13 protein-coding genes are annotated in these 17779 nt (G+C 40.1%); 4 read left to right on the top strand and 9 right to left on the bottom strand.

The genetic code is table 11. From position 1 onward, the window contains the following. Nucleotides 1-2 precede the first annotated feature (2 nt). From alaS to BKG94_RS09130, 6 genes are all read right to left on the bottom strand, one after another. Nucleotides 3-2627, bottom strand: coding sequence for an alanine--tRNA ligase (gene alaS / locus BKG94_RS09155; protein WP_077436421.1), 2625 nt, complete (start codon nucleotides 2625-2627; stop codon nucleotides 3-5). A gap of 253 nt (nucleotides 2628-2880) precedes the next feature. Next, on the bottom strand, nucleotides 2881-3306 hold the full coding sequence (gene uspA / locus BKG94_RS09150; RefSeq protein WP_077436419.1) for a universal stress protein UspA: 426 nt from the start codon (nucleotides 3304-3306) through the stop codon (nucleotides 2881-2883). Between the two features lie 92 nt (nucleotides 3307-3398). After that, complete coding sequence (gene pepP / locus BKG94_RS09145) at nucleotides 3399-4697, bottom strand: Xaa-Pro aminopeptidase (protein WP_077436417.1); 1299 nt, start codon at nucleotides 4695-4697, stop codon at nucleotides 3399-3401. A 29-nt stretch (nucleotides 4698-4726) separates the two neighbouring features. Next, nucleotides 4727-5275 carry a YecA/YgfB family protein gene (locus tag BKG94_RS09140; protein ID WP_077436415.1) on the bottom strand — a complete coding sequence of 183 codons (549 nt, stop codon included), beginning with the start codon at nucleotides 5273-5275 and terminating at the stop codon, nucleotides 4727-4729. Between the two features lie 107 nt (nucleotides 5276-5382). After that, entirely contained in the window at nucleotides 5383-7026 is a 1644-nt protein-coding gene (gene groL / locus BKG94_RS09135; RefSeq protein WP_077436413.1) for a chaperonin GroEL, read from the bottom strand. A gap of 74 nt (nucleotides 7027-7100) precedes the next feature. After that, nucleotides 7101-7391, bottom strand: a complete 291-nt coding sequence (locus BKG94_RS09130) for a co-chaperone GroES (RefSeq protein WP_018356907.1) — start codon at nucleotides 7389-7391, stop codon at nucleotides 7101-7103. A gap of 223 nt (nucleotides 7392-7614) precedes the next feature. Here BKG94_RS09130 and aspA point away from each other — a divergent pair, with 223 nt between their 5' ends. Further along, entirely contained in the window at nucleotides 7615-9033 is a 1419-nt protein-coding gene (gene aspA / locus BKG94_RS09125; RefSeq protein ID WP_077436411.1) for an aspartate ammonia-lyase, read from the top strand. Between the two features lie 224 nt (nucleotides 9034-9257). Here aspA and pckA read toward each other — a convergent pair whose 3' ends face one another. Further along, nucleotides 9258-10874 carry a phosphoenolpyruvate carboxykinase (ATP) gene (gene pckA / locus BKG94_RS09120; RefSeq protein ID WP_077436409.1) on the bottom strand — a complete coding sequence of 539 codons (1617 nt, stop codon included), beginning with the start codon at nucleotides 10872-10874 and terminating at the stop codon, nucleotides 9258-9260. Between the two features lie 191 nt (nucleotides 10875-11065). Continuing rightward, nucleotides 11066-13378 (bottom strand): Tex family protein, encoded by a 2313-nt coding sequence (locus tag BKG94_RS09115; RefSeq protein WP_077436407.1) that lies wholly within the window; start codon nucleotides 13376-13378, stop codon nucleotides 11066-11068. A gap of 101 nt (nucleotides 13379-13479) precedes the next feature. Here BKG94_RS09115 and greB point away from each other — a divergent pair, with 101 nt between their 5' ends. Next, nucleotides 13480-13959 carry a transcription elongation factor GreB gene (greB, locus tag BKG94_RS09110; protein WP_077436405.1) on the top strand — a complete coding sequence of 160 codons (480 nt, stop codon included), beginning with the start codon at nucleotides 13480-13482 and terminating at the stop codon, nucleotides 13957-13959. Between the two features lie 26 nt (nucleotides 13960-13985). Here greB and BKG94_RS09105 read toward each other — a convergent pair whose 3' ends face one another. Continuing rightward, complete coding sequence (locus BKG94_RS09105; RefSeq protein ID WP_077436403.1) at nucleotides 13986-14297, bottom strand: DUF5389 family protein; 312 nt, start codon at nucleotides 14295-14297, stop codon at nucleotides 13986-13988. 144 nt (nucleotides 14298-14441) lie between these two features. On the opposite strand from BKG94_RS09105, the gene BKG94_RS09100 reads away from it, so the two are divergent. Together BKG94_RS09100 and BKG94_RS09095 are read left to right on the top strand one after the other, a co-directional pair. Further along, a complete protein-coding gene (locus BKG94_RS09100; RefSeq protein ID WP_077436401.1) occupies nucleotides 14442-16931 on the top strand; it encodes a class I adenylate cyclase in 2490 nt (829 codons plus the stop codon). Nucleotides 16932-17068: 137 nt separating this feature from the next. Continuing rightward, nucleotides 17069-17698 carry a response regulator gene (locus tag BKG94_RS09095; protein ID WP_077436399.1) on the top strand — a complete coding sequence of 210 codons (630 nt, stop codon included), beginning with the start codon at nucleotides 17069-17071 and terminating at the stop codon, nucleotides 17696-17698. The last annotated feature ends 81 nt before the right edge of the window (nucleotides 17699-17779 follow it).

Raw genomic sequence — 17779 nt, 5'->3', positions numbered from 1 at the left:
TACTACAGATTTTCTTTTAACCAGTCCTGTGCAACGGTTAAGGCTTGTGCTACATTTTCTGGTTGAGAGCCTCCAGCCATCGCCATATCTGCGCGACCACCACCTTTACCGCCAACCTGTTGAGCCATTAAATTAACGAGTTCGCCGGCTTTTATTTTAGAAGTTAAATCGTTTGTTACACCAACAACAAGATTCACTTTTTCATCTAAAATCGATGCAAATACGATAATACCTGAAGCCAGTTGATTTTTTAAGTCATCGACCATCACTCGTAGTGATTTTGTTTCGATACCATCTAATTGATGAAGAATGACTGAAACATCGTTAATTTTGACCGCACTTTTGGCTAAATCAGAGCCGGCTTGCACTGCCGCTTTCTCTTTTAAGCCTTGGAGCTCTTTTTCTAGTTTTTTTGTTTTATCCTGCAATTGCTGGATTTTATCTACAAGGGTATTTACGTCTGATTTTAGTAATTCTGCGCTTTGGTTCAAAATACGTTGTTGTTTTAATATCCAATTCATCGCATTTTCACCCGTTACTGCTTCGATTCGTCGAATTCCCGCAGCAACAGCTGTTTCTACTGTAATTTTAAATAACCCTATATCACCGGTTCGGTTGGCATGAATACCGCCACATAGTTCAATGGAGAAATCTCCCATTGTTAATACCCGAACCTGATCGCCATATTTTTCACCAAACAGTGCCATTGCTCCTTTTTCTTTTGCCGCTTCAATTTCCATAATATCAGTTTGAATTGGAAAATTTGCACGGATTTTTTGGTTTACAAGGCGTTCTATTTCCGCAAGTTGTTCTTTATTCAACGCTTCTGGGTGTGCAAAGTCAAATCTCAAAGCAGTTTCTGAAACAAGGGAACCTTTTTGTGTAACATGCGTCCCTAATAATTGGCGGAGCGCTGCATGTAATAAATGGGTTGCGGAGTGATTAAGTGCCGTTTGATTGCGGCGCTTAACATCTACTACTGCTTTCACAGTTTGCCCAACGGATAATGTTCCTTTCTCTAATTCACCAATATGCCCAAATATTTGGCCATATTTTTGGGTGTCTTTAACATTAAAGGTAACCCCTTCTATTGCTAAATAACCACTGTCACCAATTTGACCGCCTGATTCTGCGTAAAATGGCGTATTTTCTAATACAACTACCGCACTTTGTCCGGCTGAAATTTGTTCTACCGATTTACCGTCATGGAAAAGTGCGGTCACTTTTGCCAATGATTCCGATTCGGTATAGCCTTCAAATTTTGTTTCACCTTCAACGCGAATGACATTATTGTAATCCACGCCGAACTGACTTGCTGCTTGGGCGCGAGTACGTTGTGCTGCCATTTCCCGCTCAAATCCGGCTTCATCGATGGTAATGTCACGTTCACGACATACATCAGCGGTTAAATCTAATGGGAAACCATAGGTATCATAAAGTTTGAAGGCGACTTCTCCGGAAAGCACTCCGTCTTTCACTTCAGAAAGGGCTTCATCTAAAAGGGTTAAACCACGCTCCAATGTGCGTGCAAATTGCTCTTCTTCCAAACGTAGTAATTTTTCAACATTTGCCTGTTTTTCTTTGATATCTTGGCCTGCGTCAGCCATTACTTCAATCAATGTTGGTACTAGTTTGTAGAAAAATGCTTCTTTTGCACCGAGTAAATGTCCATGACGCACCGCACGACGAATAATACGGCGCAATACATAACCTCGACCCTCATTTGACGGAATCACGCCATCAGCAATTAAGTAGGCGCAAGAACGAATATGATCAGCAATCACGCGTAATGACTTATTGGTTAGATCGGTTGTACCAACAATTTCTGCGGCTTTTTTGATTAATGTTTTAAAAATATCAATATCGTAGTTTGAATTTACATGTTGTAGTACCGCAGCAATACGCTCTAAACCCATGCCGGTATCTACGGATGGACGTGGTAATTTTTCCATTGTTCCATCGGCTAAGCGATTGTATTGCATGAATACAACGTTCCAAATTTCGATATAACGATCACCGTCTTCTTCAGGGGAACCCGGGGGACCGCCCCAAATATGGTCGCCATGATCGTAGAAAATTTCAGTACAAGGACCGCAAGGACCTGTGTCCCCCATCGCCCAAAAATTATCTGAGGCATAGGGTGCGCCCTTGTTGTCGCCGATTCGAATAATGCGCTCTGTTGGCACGCCAACTTTTTGGTTCCAAATGTCATAAGCCTCATTATCCGTTTCATAAACGGTTACCCATAATTTTTCCTTTGGTAACCCAAGCCATTGTGGAGAGGTTAAAAACTCCCAGGCAAAATGAATTGCATCTTGTTTAAAGTAATCACCAAAGCTGAAGTTCCCCAACATTTCAAAAAAAGTATGGTGGCGAGCGGTATAGCCTACATTTTCTAAATCATTATGTTTACCGCCGGCACGTACACAGCGTTGTGCAGTTGTTGCTCGTGAATAAGGGCGTTTGTCTAAGCCTAAAAATACATCTTTAAATTGGTTCATCCCCGCATTGGTAAAAAGTAGCGTTGGATCATTTTCAGGTACAAGCGAGCTACTTGAGACCACTTGGTGTCCTTTACTATGAAAGAAATTAAGGAACGATTGTCTAATTTCCGCTGTCGTTTTCATCATAAACCCGTTGTAAAAGTAATTTAAAGTAAAAAATAAAACATATTATTCTTGCATATTTTTTAACTTTATAAAAAGGCTTTTTGCTTGTAATTATTCAGTTTTGTTTATTATTTGAACAGTTTGTTATTTTTCGTATCGAAAAAATATTATTAAATTATTTGTAAACGCGTAAAAATAAAACCGCACTTCTTAAATAATTTAAGAAGTGCGGTTAAACTTATTCATTTTCTAGTTTAGAAATCGGTATTGCTCAATCATCAAGAAGTGGAACAACTAACATATCAATTTTAATTGTATTCATTACTTGACGTGTTGAAGACATTAATTTACTCCAAAAGTCTTGGTGATGACCTGTAACCAATAAATCAACATCATATTGTTCTATTGCATCGGTAAGCACTTGTCCCAGATCACCGCTACCACTCAATTTTTCCAAAATAGGATAATCGGCTTCTTCTGCGAGTTCCAATAATGCTTTTTGGGTTTCACTTGAAATCCGATCTTGCATGGAATGCATATTAACATCAATCAATCCGGTATAAAGATCTGAAAAGTTTACATCTACGTGGATAATCGAAAGTTTTGCATCATGGCGTTTGGCAATACCTGCTGCTTTTTTAACCAAGAATTCACTTTCATCTGAAAGATCCACTGCGACTAAAACATGTTTATACATAATCGACTCCTTATCTGATGGACTTATCTGTTTAATAGAATAGTAGCATTTCACTACTCAAAAAAACTTGCTCTAGATCACATTTTGGGAAATTACCAATTTTTTTCCATTAGTTTTTCAATTTCTTCGATCTCTTTCGGTACCGCAGCTGTCAAGATTTTATTACCGTATTCCGTTATTAATAAATTATCTTCAATGCGTACTCCGATACCTTTATATTGTTCCGGCACATCGGCATCTTCGGAAATATACAACCCGGGCTCTACCGTAATTACCATGCCGATTTCTAAAGTGCGGCTGCGTTCATCATGATATTCACCCACATCATGAACATCCAACCCAAGCCAATGACCTAAGCCGTGCATATAAAATTGGCGATAGGCTTTCTGTTCAATGAGCTCCTCTACATTGCCATGTAAAATACCTAACTCAACCAAACCCTGTACTTTTATACGAATGACTTGATCATTCGCTTTTTTTATTGAATTACCCGGGATCAATAATTCAATAGCCCGTTTTTGTGCTTTTAGGACGAGCTCATAAATGTCGCGCTGAGCTTGGGTAAATTTGCCGTTTACAGGAAAAGTTCTTGTGATATCACCGGCATACATGGCAAACTCACAGCCAGCATCAATTAACACTAAATCCCCGTCTTTCAAAGGTTGATCGTTTTCGGTGTAATGCAAAATGCAAGCATTATCGCCTCCCGCAATAATCGAATTATAAGAAGCAAAACGTGCACCGTGGCGATTAAATTCATGCAAAATTTCACTTTCAATTTCATACTCAAAGCGATTAGGGCAGGTTTCTTGCATTGCTTTGATATGCGCCAAAGCAGTAATTTGCCCGGCTTGTTGCATTAAGCGAATTTCATTGGGGGATTTAATCAAGCGCATTTCACTAATGATAGGGCGCCAATCTAAAATTTCCGTAAAATTAACCGCACTTTCCGAAAGTAATTTGTCTCCCCATAAATGAAGCTCCGGCGCATAATAAAGTGCGGTTAGATTTTCGGTAATTTTAGGAAAAACGGTATTAAAATCATCGATAGAATATGCCTCATCTATATTGAGTTTTTCAGGGGCCCGTTCTAAGCCTAAACGACGCCCATTCCAAGTTTCAAGTAAAGGATCTCGCGGTCGAAGAAGAAGGATGGTTTTTTCGGATTGTGCCGTCTTCAGCAATAGCAAGGCGGCATTCGGCTCATTAAAACCGGTTAAATACCAAAAATAACTGTCTTGGCGAAAAGGAAAAGTACAGTCGTTGTTGCGACGTTTTTCAATTTCTGAAAACAGTAACAAAGCAGAATTCGGCTGCATTTTTGCCAAAACCTGTTTCCGGCGTTCCGCAAATTCTTGTTGGGGCAATTCTGCCATATACGCAAGATCCATTTTTTCTCCTTTTTATGTGTTTTTTTGAATTAGTGTAATATTGGTTTTTCCCTGTCGGAGGTTTGATTAAATTGAGTGTAAAACAAGGTTGCGATGGTTCGCACATACTCAATAATTTCTTCAAGTGCTTCGCTCATTTCTTCTTCATCGTCGTCTTCATCATATCCTAGTTGGCAAATATCATGTAAATCCTCAACGGCTTCACCAATTTCACCTTTTTCTTTATCTAAAGAAGGTTGAGCTAATCCCAAACCCAGTAAAAAATGATTTGCCCATTCAGATAAGCTGTCAGCTCGGGTGAATACATTTTCGTTTTCAATTAGGCCTAATTCAAAAGAAAAACTTTCGACATCCGCTAATGCGTTAGAAATGGTTTGATAAAGCTCATTAACTTGTTCTAAAAGTGCGGTCGGATAAGCGTGATTATCGTTAGTGAATTGGTAGAGTAGTGGCTGCCAACTTTGATCTTTGATCCCCCCACAAATTAAGCCGCTTAAGAAACCGTGAAGTTCTGTTGCGTTAATCCCGATACCATTGGATTTGAGTTGTTGGTTAAGTTCGATTTGCGAAATTGTCATTATTTATTTCCGTAGTAAAGATTTTTTTCAGTGTAAACCTTTATAAATAAAAAAGCGATCGCTTTCCGCATAGAAAAACGACCGCACTTTTTATTTTACGATGGGGGTTACATCATTCCGCCCATACCTCCCATGCCGCCCATTCCGGCGCCAAGATCCGCTTTTTCCTCTTTTGGAAGCTCGGTAACCATACATTCGGTGGTAATCATTAAGCCTGCTACCGATGCGGCAAATTGCAATGCAGAACGGGTGACTTTTGTTGGATCTAAGATACCCATTTCTAACATATCGCCGTATTGTTCAGTGCTTGCGTTATAGCCGAAGTTACCTTCGCCCGCTTTCACTGCACTTGCCACCACAGAGGCTTCTTCACCGGCATTGGTGACGATTTGACGTAGAGGCGCTTCCATTGCACGTAATGCGAGTTTGATCCCCACATTTTGTTCTTCATTGTCACCTTGTAGGCTCGCCGCTACTTTAGAGGCTGCACGTACGAGTGCCACACCACCACCGGCAACAATACCTTCTTCAACCGCTGCGCGAGTTGCGTGTAAAGCATCGTCCACACGGTCTTTTTTCTCTTTCATTTCCACTTCAGTTGCTGCACCCACTTTGATTACCGCAACACCGCCAGCTAACTTCGCCACGCGCTCTTGAAGTTTTTCTTTGTCATAGTCAGAGGTGGATTCTTCAATTTGTTGACGAATCTGTGCTACACGACCGTTAATTTGTGCTTGATCACCGATACCGTCAATAATGGTCGTATTATCTTTATTGATTACTACACGTTTTGCTTGACCAAGATCTTCTAATGTGGCTTTTTCAAGCTCCATACCGATTTCTTCAGAAATTACGGTACCTGCGGTTAAAATCGCAATATCTTGTAACATGGCCTTACGACGATCACCAAAGCCCGGTGCTTTCACTGCCGCCACTTTCACAATACCGCGCATAGTGTTCACCACTAAAGTAGCAAGGGCTTCGCCTTCCACATCTTCTGCAATAATTAATAATGGTTTACCGGCTTTCGCCACGGCTTCTAATACAGGTAATAATTCACGAATATTAGAGATTTTTTTATCTACTAATAGAATGTATGGGTTGTCCAGTTCAACGGTTGCCGCTTCCGGTTTATTGATGAAGTATGGAGAGAGATAACCACGGTCGAACTGCATACCTTCTACCACCGCTAATTCATCTTCAAGACCTGTACCGTCTTCTACCGTAATTACACCTTCTTTACCTACTTTTTCCATTGCCTGGGCGATTAACTGACCGACAACGCTATCAGAGTTTGCAGAAATAGTCCCGACTTGTTCGATTTCTTTTGAGGTTTCGCAAGGTTTAGAAAGGTTTTTAAGCTCAGAAACCACCGCACTTACGGCTTTATCAATCCCGCGTTTTAAATCCATCGGGTTCATTCCCGCCGCTACCGCTTTTAATCCTTCGCTGACAATCGCTTGTGCAAGAACAGTCGCAGTGGTTGTACCGTCACCAGCTGCGTCATTGGCTTTAGAGGCAACCTCTTTCACCATTTGTGCGCCCATGTTTTCAAATTTATCTTCTAATTCAATCTCACGTGCCACAGACACCCCATCTTTGGTGATAGTCGGTGCACCGAATGATTTATCTAAAATCACATTACGACCTTTCGGACCAAGCGTGACTTTTACTGCGTCTGCTAATACGTTCACGCCTTTCAACATTTTTACGCGCGCATCATTACCAAATTTTACATCTTTTGCTGCCATTTTATTTTTCCTTTTCTTCCAGAATTGTAGGCTTAAGCCTATTTATTTTTGGATTGATTAAAATCCATTCAATCTTATTCTACAATCGCCAAAACATCGCTTTCAGAAATGATTAACACTTCTTCACCATCGATTTTCTCGCTTTTCACACCATAACCATCATTGAAAATCACGGTATCACCTACTTTAACATCTAGAGGTTGAACGGTGCCGTTTTCCAAAATACGACCTTTTCCTACAGCTAATACTTTTGCTCGGGTAGATTTTGTCGCCGCAGAACCGGTTAATACGATACCGCCTGCAGATAAGGTTTCAACTTCTTCACGTTTGATAATCAAACGATCGTGTAATGGACGAATATTCATGATTAATTTCCTTCTGTTTAAAAATGTGAAATTCTCACTCTATATGGGAATAAAAATTTTGCTTTCAAGAGGGAAATTAAAAATTTTTAGCCTTAAAAAAACTAATTTGAATGATGAAAATATATCTTGAAATCTCACATCAAAAATGTGATCTCAATCAATTTTTTTCTTGTGAAAATTTTTATAATGGTAGCAAATTAACTAACTAGAATAGGTGATCAAAATGACACAATTTAGAAAAGAAGTAGATTTGTTAGGTGAACGCGAAGTCCCAGCAGATGCGTACTGGGGGATCCACACATTAAGAGCGGTTGAAAATTTCAATATTTCCAATGTAACTATTTCTGACGTACCGGAATTTGTGCGTGGTATGGTGATGGTAAAAAAAGCCACTGCTTTAGCGAATGGTGAATTAGGCGCAATTCCTGCTGACATTGCAAAAGCGATTGTTTCAGCTTGTGATGAAATCTTAACAACCGGTAAATGCTTAGATCAGTTTCCATCGGATGTGTATCAGGGCGGTGCAGGTACTTCCGTGAATATGAATACCAATGAAGTGGTGGCGAATCTTGCTTTGGAAAAATTAGGGCATCAAAAAGGGCAATATCAATTCTTAGATCCAATGGATCATGTAAACGCCAGCCAATCGACTAATGATGCTTACCCTACAGGTTTCCGTATTGCTGTATATAACAGTATTTTAAAGCTTATTGATAAAATCCAATATTTACAAGAAGGGTTTGAAAATAAAGCGAAAGAATTTCACAACGTATTGAAAATGGGGCGCACCCAGTTACAAGATGCTGTGCCAATGACAGTGGGACAAGAATTTAAAGCCTTTGCTGTATTGCTTGAAGAAGAAGTTCGCAATTTAAAACGCACTGCTGAATTGTTACTTGAAGTAAACCTTGGTGCAACGGCAATCGGTACCGGTTTAAATACCCCACAAGGTTATGCTCCGCTTGCTGTGAAGTATCTTGCAGAAGTCACCGGTTTACCTTGTGTATTGGCTGAAAACTTAATTGAAGCAACCTCTGACTGTGGTGCTTACGTCATGGTACATGGTGCTTTAAAACGTACGGCGGTAAAACTTTCTAAAGTATGTAATGACTTACGTTTACTTTCTTCCGGTCCGCGCGCAGGCTTAAAAGAAATCAATCTTCCTGAATTACAAGCCGGTTCATCTATTATGCCGGCAAAAGTTAATCCGGTTGTGCCTGAAGTGGTAAACCAAGTTTGCTTTAAAGTAATCGGTAACGATACTACCGTGACTTTTGCAGCAGAAGCGGGTCAATTACAATTAAACGTGATGGAACCGGTCATCGGTCAAGCGATGTTTGAATCTATCGACATCCTAACCAATGCTTGTGTGAATTTACGTGATAAATGTGTTGATGGTATTACGGTAAACAAAGAAATTTGTGAAAACTATGTATTCAATTCAATCGGTATCGTGACTTATTTGAACCCATTCATCGGCCACCACAATGGTGATTTAGTGGGTAAAATCTGTGCGGAAACCGGTAAAGGTGTACGTGAAGTCGTATTAGAAAAAGGCCTACTCACTGCTGAACAGCTTGATGATATTCTCTCTGTGGAGAACTTAATGAATCCGACTTATAAAGCGAAATTAAATAAATAGTTTTATAAGTTAAACGAATCAAGTGCGGTCAAAATGACCGCACTTTTTTTGCTAACCGAAAGCCACCTTCATAGAGGGTGGCTTTTTTACTACTCAAAAATAATCAAAATTGTCTGAGTTTGTGATAGAACGTTATTGTTTTAGATAAACTCAGTTTCATAAGTCAAAAATGCTAACAAAAAAACCGCACTTAAAGTGCGGTTGATTATTTAGATATTTTTTGATTATGCTTCAGGACCGGCTGGGATTAATGCTTTACCTTCAGCATTGGTCGCATATTTTTCGAAGTTTTTCACAAAACGACCTGCTAGGTCTTTTGCTTTTTCTTGCCATTGAGCTTTATCCGCATAGGTATCACGTGGATCTAAAATCGCAGAATCGACACCCGGTAATGCTTTTGGAATCGTTAAGTTAAAGATTGGTAATTTACCCATTTCTGCTTTTTCGATTGAACCGTCTAGGATAGCATCAATAATGCCTCGAGTATCTTTAATAGAGATACGTTTACCCGTGCCGTTCCAACCGGTATTGACTAAATAGGCTTCCGCACCGGCCGCTTCCATTCGTTTTACTAAAACTTCGGCATATTGTGTTGGGTGGAGAGTTAAGAATGCTGCACCAAAACAGGCCGAGAAGGTTGGCGTAGGTTCAGTAATACCTCGTTCCGTTCCCGCTAATTTTGCTGTGAAACCTGATAGGAAATAATATTTGGTTTGTTCCGGTGTTAATTTAGAAACCGGCGGTAAAACACCAAAAGCATCAGCCGTTAAGAAAATAACTTTAGTGGCATGACCTGCACGGGAAACCGGTTTAACGATATTATCGATATGATAAATCGGGTAAGATACACGTGTGTTTTCGGTTTTTGACGCATCATCGAAATCAATGGAGCCATCTGCACGAACCACAACGTTTTCCAATAAGGCATCACGACGGATTGCACGATAAATATCCGGTTCATTTTCTTCAGAAAGATGGATGGTTTTGGCGTAACATCCCCCTTCAAAGTTGAAGACGCCTACATCATCCCAACCATGTTCGTCATCACCAATCAACTCACGTTTTGGATCGGTAGAAAGTGTCGTTTTACCGGTACCGGATAGGCCGAAGAAAACAGCGACATCCCCATCTTTACCAACATTGGCAGAGCAGTGCATTGCACCTACACCTTTTAACGGTAGGAAGTAGTTCATCATAGAGAACATACCTTTTTTCATTTCACCACCGTACCAAGTACCGCCGATTAATTGAATCCCTTCAGTTAAGTTGAACGCAACAAAGTTTTCAGAATTTAAACCTTGCTCTTTCCAGTTTGGATTTGTGACTTTTGAACCGTTCATCACGACAAAGTCAGGTTCAAAGTCTTTTAATTGTTCTTCCGTTGGACGAATGAACATATTTTTCACAAAGTGCGCCTGCCATGCGACTTCAGTAACAATACGGACGGCAATACGATCTTTTTCGCTTGCGCCGCAGAAACCATCAATGACAAACAAACGTTTACGGGATAGTTGGTTAGTCACCAAGTCTTTTAAGCTTTGCCAGGTTGCTTGGTTCATTGGTTTGTTGTCGTTTTTTGCCGCATCAGATGTCCACCAAACGGTATCTTTGGTTTTTTCATCTAAAACAATATATTTATCTTTCGGTGAACGACCGGTAAAGATACCGGTATCTACGGCTACGGCACCGGTATTGGTTAGCGTACCTTTTTCAAATCCCTCTAGCCCGGGTTTGGTTTCTTCTTCAAATAATTGCTCGTAGCTTGGGTTATAGACAACTTCTTTTACGTCATAAATACCAAGAGTTTCAAGCGCTTTAATTACTTTGTTTAAGTCTGTCATAAGTCACCTCTGTATAAAAAATTAAAATTTAGCTATGTCCTATTTTAAAGAAAGTAAATAATAAAAAATGTTAACTTGATCTCATTTTTGAAAATTAACGTTAATTTCTACCTATTTATAGTTGGTTTAGTAGAGAAAATTAAAAAATAAGGGGAATATGCACATCCCATACATTCCCCCTGAAATATCAATTATTTTTTCCAATTTTTTAAGGCATCTGCAAAAGCATTACCCATGACACTATTATTTGAAGTGCGCGGGTGGCGCTCTTGGCGTGATTGAGACCGTGGCTTTGCCGATAAAGTGCGGTCGGATTTCTCGGTATTTTTTACCGCACTTTCCTCTAATCGCATGGTTAGTGCGATACGCTTACGAGGGATATCCACCTCTAACACTTTAACTTTCACAATATCACCGGTTTTCACCACTTGGTGCGGATCTTCGACAAATTTATCACTGAGTGATGAAATATGCACCAGCCCGTCTTGGTGTACACCAATATCCACGAATGCCCCGAAGTTGGTGACATTTGTAATTGTGCCTTCTAAAATCATACCGGCTTTTAAATCGGTGATTTCTTCCACGCCCTCAATAAAGGTGGCGGTTTTAAATTCACCACGAGGGTCACGCCCCGGTTTTTCCAATTCTTTGAAAATATCCTGTACCGTTGGTAAACCAAAACGCTCATCAGTAAACTGGGCAGCGTTAAGTTGACGCACTGTATGGCTTCCCATTAATTCTTGAATGGATTGTTGGGTCGCTTGTAAGATTTTTTCTACCAACGAATAAGCTTCCGGGTGCACCCCGGAGGCATCCAGTGGATTTTTGCCACCTGCAATGCGCATAAAACCGGCACATTGCTCAAAGGCTTTTGGCCCCAAACGAGGTACTTTTTTCAGTTGTTCACGGCTGTCAAAACGCCCATTTTCATCACGATAAGCCACAATATTTTGTGCCAAGGTTTTTGTCATTCCAGCCACACGAGCAAGTAACGGGGCGGAAGCCGTGTTTAAATCAACCCCCACCGCATTAACGCAATCTTCTACCACCGCATCCAATTTACGGGCTAATTGGGGTTGATTGATATCGTGCTGATATTGCCCCACGCCAATGGCTTTTGGTTCGATTTTCACCAGTTCCGCCAATGGGTCTTGTAATCGGCGGGCAATGGATACCGCCCCACGCAAGGAAACATCTAAATTTGGAAATTCATTGGCGGCAAATTCAGAAGCAGAATATACCGAAGCGCCCGCCTCGCTCACGACCACGGTTTGTGGTTTGTTTTCTTTGATTTCTTTAATCACTTCTTTCGCAAAACGTTCTGTTTCACGGGAAGCCGTGCCGTTACCAATGGCAATCAGTTCCACATTATGCTGACGAATCAAGCCAAATAAGGTCATTTGTGCTTCACTCTCACGACCGGTGTGAGGATAAATGGTTGCCGTATCCAATAATTTTCCGGTGTTATCCACCACGGCAACTTTCACTCCGGTGCGTAACCCCGGGTCAAGCCCCATGGTATTTTTTGAGCCGGCAGGGGCAGCCATTAAAAGTGCGGTCAAATTTCGGGCGAAAACATCAATGGCTTCTTCTTCCGCTTTTTCACGCAAGGTACCCATTAATTCCGTTTCTAAATGGAGGGAAACTTTAATTTTCCACGTCCAAGCAATCACTTGCTCACGCCATTTATCCGCCGGCTGACCGCTTAAACGTACACCCAAATGCTCTCGGATAATCTCTTCACAATAACTGTGACGTGTCCCTTCTTCCGCATCGGGATCGGCATTTAAAGTTAGTTGTAAAACACCTTCATTACGTCCTCGGAACATCGCCAAAGCACGGTGAGAAGGCACATTTTTCAATAATTCCTGATGATCAAAATAATCTTGGAATTTTGCTCCTTCTTGTTCTTTTCCTTCAGCTACTTTCGATTCAATTTGTGCATTTTGCTGCAAATATTGCCGTACCTTCGCCAACAATTGTGCATCTTCGGCAAAGCGTTCCATTAAAATATAGCGCGCCCCGTCCAATGCGGTTTTTGTATCCGTTACGCCTTTTTCCGCATTCACGAAAGAAAGTGCGGTGGTTTCCGGATCATTTTGTGGTTCGCTCCAAAGTAACTCGGCAAGTGGCTCAAGCCCTGCTTCAATGGCAATTTGCCCTTTCGTGCGACGTTTCGGTTTATAAGGCAAATAGAGGTCTTCAAGTTCGGTTTTGCTTTGAGTCGCTTCGATTTGCGTACGTAATTCATCGGTGAGTTTGCCTTGTTCCTCAATGGATTTCAAAATACTTTGACGGCGATCTTCAAGCTCACGCAAATAGCCTAAACGGGTTTCAAAATGGCGGAGTTGAGTGTCATCTAAGCCACCGGTAGCTTCTTTACGATAACGGGCGATAAATGGAATGGTGTTGCCGTCATCCAGCAATTGAATGGCGGCGAGAATTTGATGAGAAGCAACATTAAGTTCTGCTGCGATAATTTGACTAATTTGTTGATTTAACATCGGTATACGTCTTTGTTGAAAATAAAATCGGGCATAGAATACTGGTTTTGATACCTTGGCTCAAATATAATTCAATAAATTTTCCAACCTTTACAAAAGAAATGGCAAAATCCAATTACATTACACGCCAAGGCTGGAGCGCCTTGGACAAAGAACTGAAATTCTTGTGGAAAGAAGAACGCCCCAAAGTCACCCAAGCGGTTTCTGATGCCGCCGCTTTAGGGGATCGCAGTGAAAATGCGGAATATATTTACGGCAAACGCCGATTAAGAGAAATTGATCGCCGAGTGCGTTTTCTGACAAAACGTCTGGAAGTCTTACAAATTGTGGATTACAACCCGAAACAAGAAGGCAAAGTGTTTTTTGGAGCGTGGGTAGAGCTGGAGGATGACGAGGGCGAAGTGAAACAATATCGCATTGTGGGTTGTGATGAGTTTGATCCGGCAAAAAACTGGATATCGATTGATTCCCCTGTGGCTCGGGCTTTGATTGGTAAAACCACTGATGATGAAGTGAGTGTGGAAACCCCTTCAGGTCGAGTGACGCTTTATGTGAATCGAATTTGGTATGACTCGCTGTAAAAGTGCGGTCTGTTTTAAGAGATTTTTTAAAAACTTACCATGCAAATATAAATCAAAACGCCGTAAAAAATGACCGCACTTATACCGAGTAATCGTTCGGCAAGTGTAGGGCGTTTAGCGTGTAATTTATACAGTAGACGTGCAATAACCGCGAGAATGAAAGGGTAAATCCAAAATAAGGTAGAGAACAACTTGATTTGCCCTTCCGTTAATGCCTGATTTTGAGAGAAATGGGAAGAAATGAGTAAGACGAGAGGCCAAAGTAAAACCGGCACGCAAAAAGCGGCGAGTCCCCAAGCAAACTTACTAAATTTTGTAGGCATAGACGGTTGTTTCATAAGGTAAATTTCGTCATAAATTCGTAATAAAATAGTAACACGGGAAATATAGCAAATACGGCTAAGATTGGGTAGTAATTCTTTGCTTTAACCGTCTTAAAATGGTAAAGTATTGGTAACTTTTTCCATTCGGTAGGATGCCGCTTGAAGTACGATCTCAATCGAGCAAAAAAATGTGTGGAAATTCTTGATAAACGTCGTTTGGAACGGGCGTTATCAGGAGCCAGTGATGGGTTTCAGCATGTTTTATCTCTGTTCCCTTTATTGTTTCAATTGAACCATCCTAGTTTATCTGGTTATATGGCGCAATCCCTTTGTGGTGTCGCAAATTTTAAGTTGTCAGATTACCAGCAACAATTCCTTTCTTCCGAATATCCTGAGCTTTACGAGCAAATAAAAGAGCAGCTCGACGTTGATAACCCTCCGATTTTGGGTATTTATGTGATGGGCAGCTTTGGCTCTATTAGTCAAAGTAGCAGCTCTGATATGGATACCTGGATCTGCTGCCGTGAAGATTTAACAGAAAATGAACGGAATTTATTAGAGCAAAAAGCCCACAAAATCAAAGAATGGGCAATGCAGTTTGAGGTTGAAATTAATTTTTATTTGGTTGATCAACAACGTTTTCGCCATGAATCATACTCTGATCCTTTGACGAGCGAAAATAGCGGTTCTGCCCAATATATGTTACTGCTTGATGAATTTTATCGTTCTGCCGTTCGTTTAGCCGGGAAACCGTTACTGTGGTTACATTTATGGGTAGAAAATGAAGCAGACTATGAAAGTGAAGTAAAAATACGTATTCAAGATGGTTTACTTGACCCACAAGATTGGGTTGATTTTGGCGGATTAGCGCAGTTCTCGGCGAAAGAATATTTTGGTGCAGGCTTGTGGCAACTTTACAAAGGAATTGATTCGCCTTACAAATCCGTACTGAAAATTTTGTTATTGGAAGTTTATTCGAAAGAGTATCCAAACACTCATCTTATTGCCCGCCAGTTTAAAGAAGATCTTTTTTCCGGTAATACAACGCCCGCGCATCATTTTGATCCTTATATTGCGATTCTTTCTAAAGTGACGGATTATTTGACCGCACTTTCCGAATTTAAACGCCTTGATTTTGTACGCCGTTGTTTTTATGTCAAAGTGACAGAAGATTTAGCCTTATATCAAACTCATAACTGGCGTACCAACTATATGCAGATTTTGGCTCAGGAATGGGGATGGAGCGCCGAAAAAATTCACGAGCTGAATTATCGTCCGTTTTGGAAAATTAAGCGGGCCAAAGAAAGCCATGATAACTTAGTGAAGTTTTTGATGCTGAGCTATCACAATTTGGTGAATTTTGCCCGTAAACATAAAATTAACTCAAGTGTCGTACCACAAGATATTAATGTTCTAACACGTAAACTTTATACGACATTTGAAGAACTGCCGGGAAAAGTGATTTTACTTAATTCGCAGATTTCTCGTAATTTATCCGAGCCTGATATTTCATTTTTAGAAGTGCGAGGTAATAAGCATTTCCAAGATGGTTGGTATCTTGTTAATCGGCCGCCAAATGCGATGATGTTTTCTCAAAATCGTATTATTGAATACAATAAAAGTCTCAATAAACTGGTTGCTTGGGCGTATTTTAACCGATTACTCACTGCAGAAACGCAAATTCACCTGTTTAGTCATTCTATTGAGATTGAAACTTTGCGCAATTTTGTGGCAGATCTCCGTTTATCTTTTTCTCGGGAAATCCCTGTGGCGGGTAGTGGTAGTTTGGCAAGTGCTTGTGAAATTCGTAATGTTGTTATTGCTGTAAATCTAACTTCTGATCCAACGACCCGTATCACCGAATTTAAAGATAGCCTTTCCGCCTGTGATTTATTTAGTTTTGGTCCATTAGAACAAAATCTTGTGGGGAGTATTGATTTTACTTATCGTAATATATGGAATGAAATCCGTACTCTGCATTTTGAAGGCCCAAATGCTATCTTGGTTGCCTTAAAAGTGCTATCAAATAAGATTTATCGAGATGTGAATAACCCTCCTTCCGTACAGGTTTTTTGTTATAGTCAGCATTATCGCCGGACATTACGTAACCTTGTGAACGCTTTAGTCAATCGTTGTATAAGTATTCAACTTGGTCACCAAACATCTCACATTCCACGCTTGCGTATAGCGGGCAAAAACTGGCAATTCTTCTTTGAAGAAAGCGGATTGAGCTTACAAGAAGTCGAAAATAACGCTCAAAGTACGGAGGATTTTGATGATGTTTTACAAAGCCCTGTGGACGAAAAAAGTGAAGTTTATCGCAAATATCCGGTTGAAATTGATCTTTTGGCAAGAGAAGGTTTTTTGCAGTTTTTCTTTGAAGATAATGAAGATAATACCTTTAACGTATATTTATTGAATGAAACCAACCAGTTGGAAATTTATCGTCACTGTGACGGCTCAAAAGATGAAAAGGTAAAACAGATTAACCAACTTTATCAAGCTTTAGGCACTGGAGATGAAAATCCATATAATATTGAGTCTCGTAATTTTAATTATCCACAGTTTTATCAGATTCAATATAATGATCAGGGAGATGTGGAAATTCAATCCTTTAAATATCAACAAAATGCATCGGTAATAGATTAGACGTAATAAGTAAATAAAATAATGAGATAGATCACATTTCCTGAGTTTCTTGATTGGAAGAAGTGAAAAATCCCGATAAAATGAGCGGATTTTAGGTGAATGGTTAATAAATTTTGTAGTTCACCGTTGGGGGAAAAATGCAAGAAAAATTAAAAGTTTTACTTATCGACGATCATCCATTAATGCGTCGAGGTATCAAACAACTAATTGAATTAGAAGAAGATTTCGAAGTTATTGCTGATGTGGGGAGTGGGACGGAAGGTATTTCCGTTGCCTTACAGACATCGCCGGATTTAATCATTTTAGATCTTAATATGAAAGGACTTTCAGGCTTGGATACGCTGAAAGGTTTACGTGCAGAAGAAGTCGATGCGCGTATTGTTATTTTGACAGTATCGGATGCAAAAAATGATGTTTTTGCCTTAATTGATGCAGGAGCGGACGGTTATTTATTAAAGGATACGGAACCGGAAATCCTACTTGAAGAAATCAAACGCATTGCAAAAGGTGAGGTAATTTTAAGTAGCTCAATTAAAAATTTATTAATTGAACGTGAGCATCGTAGAGATCCGATGGATTTACTAACGGATCGTGAAATGGGCGTTTTACGTTTAATTGCCACAGGATTATCAAACAAACAAATTGCAGGGCAGTTATTTATTTCCGAAGAAACGGTAAAAGTACATATTCGCAATCTGTTGCGTAAATTGAACGTACATTCCCGTGTGGCGGCTACCGTATTATATTTTGAGTATAACGGACGCTAACAAAGGTTATTCGAGAAATCAGAAAAGAGCGGTCAGAAAAACATTAAATTTTCTGACCGCTCTTTTTATTTTTAACTAAAA

This window comes from Rodentibacter ratti (assembly GCF_002000485.1).
Classification (GTDB): Bacteria; Pseudomonadota; Gammaproteobacteria; order Enterobacterales; family Pasteurellaceae; genus Rodentibacter; species Rodentibacter ratti.
The sequence above is the reverse complement of the archived record's forward strand: the minus strand, read 5'-3'. Positions and strand labels throughout refer to the sequence as shown.